General features: G+C 38.2%; 8 protein-coding genes. 2 read left to right on the top strand and 6 right to left on the bottom strand.

Annotated features, from left to right (window positions below; all coding sequences use genetic code 11):
* From CDG77_RS30915 to CDG77_RS30905, 3 genes are all read right to left on the bottom strand, one after another.
* A partial coding sequence (locus CDG77_RS30915; protein WP_143857129.1) for a DUF3854 domain-containing protein occupies window positions 1–1,414 on the bottom strand: 1,414 nt, incomplete at its 3' end.
* Window positions 1,414–1,686: a hypothetical protein gene (locus CDG77_RS30910; protein ID WP_094333048.1), complete on the bottom strand. Its 273-nt coding sequence runs from the start codon at window positions 1,684–1,686 to the stop codon at window positions 1,414–1,416. The genes CDG77_RS30910 and CDG77_RS30915, both read right to left, overlap by 1 nt.
* A gap of 782 nt (window positions 1,687–2,468) precedes the next feature.
* Complete coding sequence (locus CDG77_RS30905) at window positions 2,469–3,902, bottom strand: NB-ARC domain-containing protein (RefSeq protein WP_094333047.1); 1,434 nt, start codon at window positions 3,900–3,902, stop codon at window positions 2,469–2,471.
* 428 nt (window positions 3,903–4,330) lie between these two features.
* On the opposite strand from CDG77_RS30905, the gene CDG77_RS30900 reads away from it, so the two are divergent.
* Both CDG77_RS30900 and CDG77_RS30895 read left to right on the top strand, forming a co-directional pair.
* Window positions 4,331–6,190, top strand: a complete 1,860-nt coding sequence (locus CDG77_RS30900) for a protein kinase domain-containing protein (RefSeq protein WP_094333046.1) — start codon at window positions 4,331–4,333, stop codon at window positions 6,188–6,190.
* A gap of 50 nt (window positions 6,191–6,240) precedes the next feature.
* Complete coding sequence (locus CDG77_RS30895; RefSeq protein ID WP_094333045.1) at window positions 6,241–7,260, top strand: hypothetical protein; 1,020 nt, start codon at window positions 6,241–6,243, stop codon at window positions 7,258–7,260.
* Here the strand turns inward: CDG77_RS30895 and CDG77_RS30890 are convergent.
* Genes CDG77_RS30890 through CDG77_RS30880 form a run of 3 tightly spaced genes read right to left on the bottom strand, consistent with a single transcriptional unit; the run spans window position 7,227 to window position 11,697 of the window.
* Window positions 7,227–9,776: a CHAT domain-containing protein gene (locus tag CDG77_RS30890; RefSeq protein ID WP_094333044.1), complete on the bottom strand. Its 2,550-nt coding sequence runs from the start codon at window positions 9,774–9,776 to the stop codon at window positions 7,227–7,229. The two genes, CDG77_RS30895 and CDG77_RS30890, sit on opposite strands and share 34 nt — an antisense overlap.
* Complete coding sequence (locus CDG77_RS30885; RefSeq protein WP_094333043.1) at window positions 9,703–11,400, bottom strand: ShlB/FhaC/HecB family hemolysin secretion/activation protein; 1,698 nt, start codon at window positions 11,398–11,400, stop codon at window positions 9,703–9,705. Before CDG77_RS30885 ends, CDG77_RS30890 begins: the two co-directional genes overlap by 74 nt.
* Before the next feature lie 3 nt (window positions 11,401–11,403).
* Window positions 11,404–11,697 carry a hypothetical protein gene (locus CDG77_RS30880; RefSeq protein ID WP_190234112.1) on the bottom strand — a complete coding sequence of 98 codons (294 nt, stop codon included), beginning with the start codon at window positions 11,695–11,697 and terminating at the stop codon, window positions 11,404–11,406.
* Window positions 11,698–11,770: the final 73 nt, after the last annotated feature.

Here is an 11,770-nt window from a genome sequence, read left to right as displayed (position 1 = left end):
CGTAGGTGAGAGACTGAGTATTCAGCTTATGCAGGCTGTCAATAGTAATACTAAGGGCTTGAGCCTGGGCTAAACCTGTGTAACCCAAGTCGGAGTACATCGCCGTCCGCAAGCGAAGGGCAAGATTTTTCAGCAAATTTACGCGATGTCCATTGTTGAGGAACCGTGCGTTAGGATTTTGGTCACGCCACCAGCGCATGAGTTCAGTTTTCCCTGTACCCATGTCGCTCCAGAGTACGACTAGTCCTGATTTTGGGAAATTGAAGGTAGGGGATTTCTTCGATTTGGATGAATCAACTCCGCCAGAATCCGTAGACTCTTTGTTTGGAGGATGTCCTTTTATAGATGGCGTGAAAAGTTGTTCCTTTTCAAGATCATAAAGCTCAGGCACTCTCAAGCATTTTTCTTCAAGTTCAGGAATGCACAAAGCTTCAGAGAGATACTTGATATTAATAGTGACATCTGGTTTGTATTTGCTAAGTCCCCATTTCTTAGCCCGATACGAGCGCTGGTAATCGGCAAGTGATTTGGCATCATCGATGATTGCGGTAAGTATTGTGTTAGCATCTTCGCCCCGCGCCACAACAAAATCATCAACGCCTTTTTCTGGCCCCGGCAGTAATGCAACTTCACATTCACAACCAGCCGATTCGATTGCTTTTGCAGTGCGAACAGTAGCTTGAAATACCGACCACCTGGTTTTAGAAGAAGTTTCGTAGTCAAAAAGAATTATGAACTTGCGCCCCGCCTGAGCCATTGGTACTAAGTCAGGATGCAGCCGTTCATCAAGATCCTGTTTGCCCACGCGCCCGTTCCAAATTCCGGGGAGTGCGATCGCTACAAACCCCAGACTCAGCAAGCAAGAGGCTTTCTTCTCCCCTTCGCATAAGATAATCGGAATCTCTGGGTGTTGCTTTATCCATTCCCAAAATATTAGTGGATTGAGTTGATCCAGTAAGCGCAATGCTAAAAGTGAATGATAGCGCTTAATTAAATAACGCTTTGCAACTTTGTCCCAGATGGGGGTAGCGACATCAAAGTAGGTAACACGGTTGGGGGTTTTGGGGGGCGACTCGTATTTGACGGGTTTCCCTTTTTGCCAATCAATGCGAGGAAAGTTGGGCTTGATCCTTCCCCACTCCATTGGTTGCCAGTTTTTAAAGGGGTCAAGTGATTGAATCCAGGTTCCCCCCAGCAATAGATGCTGATACATTTTGATGTATTTATCCGTGGCTCGACCTGCATTTTTTCGAGGGATTTTGTTGGAGATGAACAGGTAGTCGTAAATTGTTTCTCCTTCTATGTGGAAGAAGTTGCGCTCAACCAGTGCCGGATGAATCGCACTACCAACTGTCATCTCATGGTATTCGGCAGCCGTGAGATTGTTTGGGTATTCAATTGTTGCCGCACTCATTAGCTTTTGCTCCCTGCGGCAATAGACATCTTGCAAAAGTAACTTTTGCAAGATATTGGGGAAAGGTTAAAGGTTAAGGGGGAAGGGGAAATTCCATTCCTTTCCCCTACTTCTGCAAGAGTTCTTTTGAGAACATTTTGAAAGCGAGTTTCTCGAAAAGAGCTAATAATCCACTTCTGTAGCGCATCAGAATTAGGCTGTACGGACGGCGCTCTTACAACGCCCGACAGCTTGCACTCGATAGCCTCTACTGGGCGATCGTCATTTTTCATGATATTTTCCCCTGATTTACTTGGTTGACAAGTTCAAAGGGGGATTTATCCAGAACTCATAACTCAGGATTCAGTAATTAGAAGAATTACAGGCTAATCAGCCCCATTGGGTAGGTGCTGTCAGCAGGGCTAAATGCCCAGTCCATCACCTAGTTGGTTATAGGTGAACAAACTTGCAGAGAAACATAGATCCACCAATCAATTCTGATTCCTGGATTCTGAGTTCTGGGTTCTCTGGATTCACACTACTTTACAAAAATTTAATTAAGTGAAATATAAATTTTTCACCAATTCACCAAAAAAGGTCAGCAAAACCTGTCTTTACATACCCATTTTTGGCTATAATTGGCAAAGTAAAGCAGCGTGGTGTCTTTTTGACAAGTCAGTGGTTTTAAGTCGGCAAACTTTAACTCCCACTTTCTTCGTCATCACGAGATCAACCCCGCTCTGAGCTTATTGAATTATTTCGACTTTGGGCAAAGCACTACTCCTTAGTAGGTTTTGCCTACATTTTTATGTATTTTCTGCGTTCTGCCTCCTTTACGTAACTGACAAGCTCGATCTTACAAAACTTCGTGTCTTTTTGCATCTAGTATTCAGATTTTGGTTGCTTAGTTGTATTACCCTCCTGGTTTATAAATATTGGTTAAACTCCCTTATTAGTTTAGGGATTATTTTCGCCATCCCTGGCTAGAAAGTAGTCTTTGTGAGGGGAGCGAGAAACTTTTAATTTAGCTGTTAGAGTTTAGCTGGTATTATAAAGCCTGAGCATAGTTTTCTCCTCATGATGCAAGTGATATTGTTTGCGAAGCCTCAGATGTTGTAATTACGCCTAAAAAGTTACTAAAAATATATTTTTTTATTACTGGTTGTAAACAAAGATATAACTCTTTGGAGTTGGAATCTTTAAAAGTATCAATTAATGAAAGATTTTCTAAACATTCCAATGCTTCAATTAATCCTGAGATTGATATTTGCTTATTGAGGATGAGAGGGAAATTATTAAGTAATTTATTAAAACTTATTAAACCAGGATTATCAGTTGTACAACCAGCTAAACAGAGCATAATGTTATGTTCCGTTTGATTTAGTTTTTGGGTAAAAATTTCATCAAGAACAGATTGCATCTCAGGACTAACAAATGTAGTTTTGTTATGAAAAAAAGTTTCAGCACTCCCACCAAAATAGTGATTAATCCTCTCAACTACAGATTGCAATTCAGCAGGATGCCCATAATACATTTCAATTAATTTTCCGCATTTTTTATCCACTGCTAAACCGTTAGCAACCAAAAGTTGCATAGCGGATTCTGAATCTAACCCTTTGATTTTAATATATTGAAGTGGACGTTTAGCTTTTAGGAGAGTTTTAAGATCGCCAGTTAAAGTACGGCTAGTTACAATAAAAGAGCTTTGATGTTGTTCTTCTATTAATCTACGAAAAAATAATCTGTACTCTAGGCGTTGTTGAAAATCTATTGTTTGAAATGCGTCGATTTCATCTAAGATAATTAAACAACGGCGAGATTGTAATGCTTGAAGTAAGACAGTAGTTTTTGCCTGGAGAGATTCAAACAGTGGTAAAGATGACTGTGTACCTTGAATTACGTTTATTAAGTCAGTTACCAACTCTTGAACTGTCGGTGCATGAGCAACCGACTTCCAAATTAATTGTTCAAATTGAGGATTAGAACTGGTACTGATCTGCTTTAGTAATTTTGCTGCTACAGCTGTTTTGCCAATTCCAGCTATTCCAATTAAAGACAGTAATTTATAATCCGTAATTAACTGTTTTATCTGAGCGAGTTCCTGTGATCGACCAAAAAGAGTAGAGACATCAGGAGGCTCACCATTAATTTTCAACGGCTCAATAGCTGAGTAATCTTCAGTAATACCACTATCAGAACAAGTAGAATGCTCTTTTTGATAAAGATACTCTAAAAAAGAGCGCAGGTTTGTTTTAGTAACTTTTTTTCCAGTTCCAACAATTGCAGCTAGTATATTCCACAATTGAGGGGCTACGTGTCCTTTTAGATAATTAACGGTATAAGGAGTGCCTTCGGCAATAGCATTATAATTATCATCATTCCATGTGCCTTCCACTAAAGTAGTTTCAGGGTCAGATAGAGTCCTGCCCATTTTGGCAAGCATTAGTTCATTTATGATAGCTAGTGCTTGCTCTAATGTTAGTTGTCCAGAAGAATTAACAGTTTGCATTATACTTAAAATATGTATAAACGAAAACCACTTACTTGCAGATAACTTGTGCAAGCAAAACCATTCCTGATAACGGAAAGTATGATGATAATGTCAATCTTACTACGACTTCAACTTTATAATTAACTAATGATTTTTTTTATGATACAAATCCCTAATGAATAAGATTAATGCAAATAGAACAAACTTACCTTAAGTAGTTAAGTCAGTAGTATTTGCTGAAAACTGAATGAAGGAAGTCGATATTTGAATCAAAAACAGTCCTGGTAAAGACTCCAGCCTTATATGCTAACAACAAAAAAGTATGATGCTTTTTATTTATATATTAATTAATGAAGTAAAAAAAATAACTTAGGAATGGTAAAAATCACTCAAGGTATTGCTTGTACATAGTCTAATACCCACAAGTAAGTATAAGCTATTGTTATATGTCATGTTATTGTATAAACCCACTATGTGAACAACGGCAGAATGCAGATGATGCGGATAGATGCCAAAACTGCGGTACTTTATTGCTAATCAATGAGCGTATCCGTCTAGTTAAACCATTAAGAGAACTAAGTGAAAGCGTATTTACAGACAATGAGATTTTTGAGGTGGAGGATGCGGGAACTGAGTGGAATCCCGGAAGTAAACGCAGAATTATGAAAGTGTTGAAAAGGGGAACTACTCAATTTATTGAACGCTTTGAGCGAGAGGTAACAGCTTTGGAGTCAATAGAACATCCCAATATTCCTCAGACTAATGGAGTTGATGATTATTTTACTTTTACTCCTAGTAGAAGCCCCTTTAATCTGCGATGCTTAGTAATGGATAAAATAGAAGGACAAGATTTAGAAGAATGGATAGAAAATCACGCCCCGATTTCACAAGCTTTAGCACTAGATTGGTTGGAACAAATAGTAGCAATACTTGACATAGTACATAGGACAGGCTTTTTTCATAGAGATGTTAAGTCCTCTAATATAATTCTCCACCCACAAGGACAATTATTCTTGATAGATTTTGGGGCTGTACGGCGTGTAACTGACACTTATTTGGCGAAAGTTGGAGCTGGAGAAAGGGATGTAAGAACAGGAAAATATCCAATCACAAGTATATTTTCTCATTATTACAGTCCGTTAGAGCAAATAAATGGGAAAGCTGTTCCCCAGTCTGATTTTTTTGCGTTAGGACGAACTATAGTTCGGTTGGTAACAGGTGTAAATTTGATGGACTTGCCTACCGATAATAAGGGGAGACTCATCTGGAGGAATAAAGCTCCACAGATAGATAAGCCTTTCGCTGATTTCCTAGATCAATTAATGGCTCCTAATCCAGGCCAACGTCCTTCTACTACTGAAATTATTTTGTGGCGACTCAAAAAACTGCCTGAGCAAAATAAGATTTATAGACTAACAAGGTCAAAACCCTTCATGTTCAGTGCAGCGATCGCCAGCGTTAGTTTGATAGGATTACTAGCTTATACACTTGGATTCCCAGTTTATGCAAATAATTTAGTAGTACAAGGGCAAAAGCTAGAGCAAGAAAATAATACAGAACAAGCGCAAAAGCTATTTGACCAAGCAGTAAAAATCCGCCCGGAATTAAGTAATCAAATTTCCAAATTCTACTTTGATATAGCAGGAAGAGTTAAAGAAAATTTAGAATTAGAAAAGAAATATTATAATTTAGCGGCTAAATATAATCCGAATGATATAGATTCATATAATAATCTAGCATTGACTTGTCAATTTTTGAGAGATATAGATTGTGTAAATAAAAGTTACCAACAGCTTTTTAGGCTAGAGCCTAACTCCTGGACAGGACACTACAATTTAGCTAACTTTTATGAAACTCAAGAAAAATATGATTTAGCTCAAGAACAATATAACTTAGCAATTAAATCTGGTCAGGAGCAGGCGTTAATTGCTGTGAATAATTTGTCTAGGTTGAATAATTTGCAAGGAAATTATACTCAAGCTCAAAAACTAGCAATAGAAGGATTGAATAAAGCCCCATCTAGTGATAAACAGTTAAGAGCAGCATTGTATAAAAATTTAGCCTGGGCGAAACTGACGCAAAAAGATTATCAAGGAGCGGATAAAGATTTGCAAACAGCATTTAAGTTAGATTCACAAAGAGTTGATGTGTATTGCTTGTTATCGAAAGCGAAAGAAGCGTTAGGAGATATAAATTCTGCAAGTGGTTACGGTGAAATATGTTTATTGGCAAGGATGGATACGTGGTTGCCAGAAGTACAAAAATGGCGAGGGGAATTAATAGAGAGGATATTTAAAAAGAAATAAATTTTAGTACTTTGAAAAACAGTTTGTAGAAGAACAAGTATATAAATCCCATGTTCAAGAGAATTCAGATTGGAGCCATTATATTAGGATTAATATTAGTTAACGTCACTGAAAGTCGTGTGTGGGGACAGAAGGTAGTGAGGGCAAATCGGCAATCTAAAGTCTCTTGCGAACCTATAGCGAAAGTGATAAGTGGAGATAGTCGTTATCAACCTTCAAAAAAATTATGTAGTGAGGATAGAGTTGTTGCAGCTAATGGTGGAAAGGTAAAAATCTTCTGTTACCCAAGAGGAAAAATCCTAGACATTCCTAGTGATGTTGTCGGGAAACAATGCTTGCCATTAAAAGTGAACGAAGGTAGAGGATGCAACGTTTTACAAGGAAGAAGCTGTGTCATCCCTAAAGGGGCGGATGAAGAGAACAAACCTACAAAGATGACACCTTATGGAGCAGTAATCAATCAAGAGCGCCCGACAATATCTTGGTCTAAACCAAAGGGAGCGACTGATTACATTGTGCGTATGCGAGGAAATGGAGGCATTAGCTGGGAGGTGGCAGTCAAAGGAGAAAGTTTAACCTATCCGCCCCAAGAGCCAGCATTGAAACCAGGTCAAGCATACACTTTAGATATAGTTGCCATGCGGGGCGATAGAGTAATAGATGGCAGTAACTCGTTGTTATTGCTGTTAGCCACAGACAATATACAAGAAGTAGAAAAGACAATTAACGTTCTCAAGAACCTTCAACAGCCGCTTGATGAATTGGCGATTGATATGGATGCAGTATATGAGTCATACAATTTAGTCAACGAATCGATAAAAGTGTTAGACGCTAGAGCTAAAGCAGGTTCAACGAACCCAACGATTTATAGATTATTAGGCGATCGCTACTTAATAGCTAATTTTCCTCAACAAGCTAATGAAGCGTATTTAACAGCTAAGAAATTAGCCCAACAAGCAAATAATACTGTAGAGTTAGCTTTAGCAGAAGCTGGTATAAAGATTGCGGCACACACAAAGGTCAAGGAGCAAACGAGTTATCCGCCAACGAGAATAAATGCGCTCCAATAATATGGGTGAAAATATTTGTCACTTTTTAATAAACTGAGTTGTGCTGATCTTAATGCTTCGGCTTTGGTAAGTCCAGATTTCAGTCCTTCATAAAATTTAGTCATCAGTTGAGCAGTAGAATCAGCATCAACTAGCCATAGACTGGCTAAAACACTACGCGCTCCAGCTTGTGCAGCTATGCCAGCAATACCCAAAAAGGAGCGTCTATCACCTTTGGCAGTTTGGCAAGCACTCAACACCAGTAAATCAAGGTTGCTTTTATTTTGTAGTAAAGCTTTTAAATCATTAACCATCAGGGGAGTATCCCATGCTAAGACAAAGGTTTGTTCAATGTCCGAGCTAAATTGAGCATGGCTACTTAAATGAATAGCCCAAAAAGAATTGTTTTCAATATCTTTACTAAATCGTTCATGGGTAAATTCGCTATCAAGTAATGTAATGGCAGAGGGATTAGCTTTCTTAATATTCTCAATCTCTAACCTGACTTGAGGTAAAGGACGTAAATCTCTAGGGACGATAGGATTACTAAAACTAGGGCCAATCTGAGAAACGCCACTAGCTAACGTTGCAGCTGGTTTGAGCAGCGATTGCCGCAATTGTTTAGCACTAGAACCTACAGAAATAATGTATGTTTCTAATAAATATTGTTGCCCATCATATAACATATCTAGGGGCAGATTTTGAAAATAACTATCTAGGACGAAACCTATTTTGCCTGATGAGGGTAAATATTGTTTGATAGGTTGAATCAAAAGCTGATAAACTGCTTGCGAATAAGTGAGAAAATTATAACCTTTAGTATCAACGAATTCTAAATTCTGGATAATATTGAAGAAATTAGTCAGAGGTTCACCAATTATATCTAAATCTATTGTGTGACGATAGATATTTTGAGAAGTTTTAACAAGCACCTCTACTCGGTCATCTAATTTAATGAGGTAAACAATATAATCCAAATCTTTTAATCCGCGATCCAATCTTGCATCTAGGGCATTTTCAGCAAATTTACCACAACGCAAGAAATTCTCTACTTCAGCAAATTTAAGTTGTTCTTGAATTTTAATAGCTTGTCTATTGTAGTTTTTATTAGAATTATTCTTGTTAAGTAATAATGATATGTATTCGCGGTAAAGTGGCTCTACTTTTTCTGTAAAAGCAAATTGAATATCAGAGTTAAACAGTAAAACATCACCACGTACTTTATCAAGATTTTTTATAGCAGTAGAATAAAATTTATTAGCTTGCTCGATTTTACCAGATGTTTGATAAAGCCGAGCTAGTTCCCATTGCCATTGATAAACGATATCCCAAGCCTGTACTGATTGAGCGTATAACATCCCATCATGATACGAACTCTCAGCTTTTGATAATTCTCCACCAGCAGCGTAAATTTCACCTAAAGTACTATTAGCATAAGCAATTGCTCTAAAATTATTTAACTTCTTGGCACTAGCTAATGCTTCCTGTGATAAGGATAAGGCTATAGATTTTAAATTGTTATCTGTGAATTGTTTCACTTTCAAGTTATTACTTTGGGTGATTTTTAGTAAGTTATGAGATAATTTAAGTTTGCTATAAATTGAATCAACCTTGGATAACGTTTCAATTTGTTTCAAATTGGTGAGAATATCATTTATTAGTCTAGAAACAGAATTACTTAAAGGTAAGTATTGTGACAATTGTATTGATGTATTATCTATGAGTAATTTTAACCAGTTTAGTTTAGCTTGTAGAGAAACTGTACTTGGGCTATTACTGAGTTTTTCGTATACTTTCTGGGCAGCATCGAATTTAGACTTGGCTAAAATAAGTGCTTTCTTTTGAGCAGTAAAGTCATCAGTGAGTTGATATTTACTCTTGGCTTGATTGTAAAGTATTACTTCTGTATTAGCTAAATTGAGTAATAAGTTATCTTGAATCTCTTTCTTTTGTAATTGTGCAGCGAAGGTTAAACAGTATTGCAGAATAGTATAAGAAACTTCCGGTTCGCCCATAGCTCGCAAAACATTAGCTAAATTAGAAAAACCAATAATTTGTAAATTTTGGATAGGTTGTTTTTGAAATATTTCTTTTAAATCAGATAAGATTTGAGAAGAATTAGTTTGTTCTTTTAACGCATGAGGGCAAATTCTATTTTCTAGTGCTAAAGCCTGAGTAAGAACTTGGCAAGCGTTAGCATAAGAGCCTAGTGCTTGAAGTGCCAAACTCTGGTTAATTAAACTGCCATTCATCCCCTGCTTGTTATTTAATTGTTCATAAGCTCGATAAGCTGATTGCCATGCTTTCAAAGCAGCTTCGGACTGTCCGTTGTATAATTGTAAAAATCCTTGCTGTGTGAGAGATTGCGCTATTTCTAAGTTTGGGGGAGTTGCTAATATTGCTCCATTGTTAAACACTACTATTAGCGTAAATGTTAAACCTAAAAATAGGTACTTAATTCTTTTAAAATAGTTGATAGTTAAGTGAAAAATAAACTCCATTTTCTTGCCATGTGTTTGAGTTTGAGTTAGTTTCATTTAGAGGAATGCCCCAATCAAGACGGGCATTGAAGCGATCGCTTCGATATTGGAGAGCTAGACCAATAGAGGTTAAACTACCATCAGGGCTAAAAGTATCAGAACTATTGTTCCAGCTTGTGCCAAAGTCAATGAAGGGAGCAACCTGTAATTCTTGCGTAGTCGTTTTCCAGGCCGGAATGCGTAGTTCTGTAGATAAGAGAAATCCATTGTCAGATATAAAAGTATCCTGCCTGTAACCTCTGACATTGCTGATGCCTCCAAGACTAATTTGCTCGAAAGCGGGTAAAGGTCTATCCGCCCATTGGAGGCGTGAGCGGATAGCAACAGAAGTGTTACTATTTCCTAAACGCTTCAACCATAAAGCCTCGCCTACCCAACTAAAAAATCGCCCATCAGGAGGGTTGGCATTGATGGTAGCATCTAGTGCATCTAAACCTAAACTAAAAGTTGAACGAGCGTAAAAAGACTGATTAAGGCTGCGATTTGCCCAATCTTGGAAAAACCTGAGTGCAAAAATCCTTGTGCGCCCCGAAGCATCTGCGCCCGCCGAGATAGGAAAAGGAGTATTTTGCAATGATGATTCGCTTTCTAGCCGCGAAACAGTCAGCCCCAATGCCAATTCTTGTGCCGAGTTAGCCGATGCCTGCCGAATCAGAGGTTGGCGCAAAGTCATTTCATAGACCCCTGCATCGGCTACTATATCAAGGGCGTTAAGCGGTCGCTCAATGATATTGTTGGAAATATTTGCGTAAACAAGGCTGATAGTACCATTGTTTGGGTTGATAGGTACAGAATAACCAAGGGTGATAGCATTACTGCCATCTGTATTTCTGTAACCAATGCTTAGTCCGTCTCCCAATCCCAGGATGTTATTGTGCGAGATATCAATGCGACGCTGGAAAGTTCCGATGACTGGAGATCGGTAGTTGTCTAGACCAATATTAACCTTAAATTCCTGTTGGGGCTGTACATTAATATCCAAAATAGCTTGGCTTGGTTTGCTTCCCTCTTTCAATGAAGCAGTAATTTTCTCAATTAATGGGTCTTGTTGAAGTAATTGTAGTGCTGGCAATAAGCGTTTACTGTTGAGAATCGGTTGTGGAATACGTGCGCGGATATAGTTGTGTAGTCTGTTGCCGCCGACAATATTGATTTTTTCTATTCGTCCCTCAACAATTGAGACAGTAACTATAGCATTGTCAACCTTGAGAGATTGATTTTGGGCAACACCAATGTATGCACCAGAGTTGATATACCCTTGCTCTACATAATAATCAGTAACCTTATCACTAATTTTTGATAAATCAGTAAAAGTGATTTCCTGACTCATGAATTCTGATAATACTTTCTCTAACTCCTGATTATTAAAGACTGTATTTCCTTGAAATCGAAAACCCTGAACTTTGATTTTAACGAAATTGTTTGGTTTAAGGGTTCTTTGAGGAATCAAAGGAGTAGAGGATGCTGGAAGCGTTAATGGTGGCGGTGCTGGAGGTAAAGGAGTGGGTGACAGGGGTGTTTGTTGTATGGTTGGCGGATTTTTTTGATGAAGGCCACCTGACTCAAGTTCTGCCAAGGAAAAATGACTTGCCGTTAAATACGCTAGTAAATGTAAACTCAATATTTAACCCCCTACATCTGGTACTCTCTTGATGCAAGAAGATTTCAATGGCGAACTGTACGCACCCATATCGTTACTTGGATCTGGGGTAATCACAAAGTTAACAGTCCCATCCCCGTTATTGCGCCACCCTTGGGCTACCACTATATTTTCCGTATTATCAGTTTGAGTAGATTGGGGTAATTGTTGAGAAGAGATGGGTACCGATGAGTCTGTCCACCCCAGTGTAGTGCTAGATAAATCATCAAGACTAGCGGGAAGCCCTCCTTTAGCAGAGATAGTTAGTTCACTCGGCAAGTTAGGGACTTCCAAGCAATAAAATCACCAAATACAAGAATGATAATCATTGTGAGGAGGGGGAAGGAGAAGC

It is taken from the genome of Nostoc sp. 'Peltigera membranacea cyanobiont' 213, from assembly GCF_002245975.1.
Lineage (GTDB): Bacteria > Cyanobacteriota > Cyanobacteriia > Cyanobacteriales > Nostocaceae > Nostoc.
This window is presented reverse-complemented; position numbering and strand designations above follow the sequence as displayed.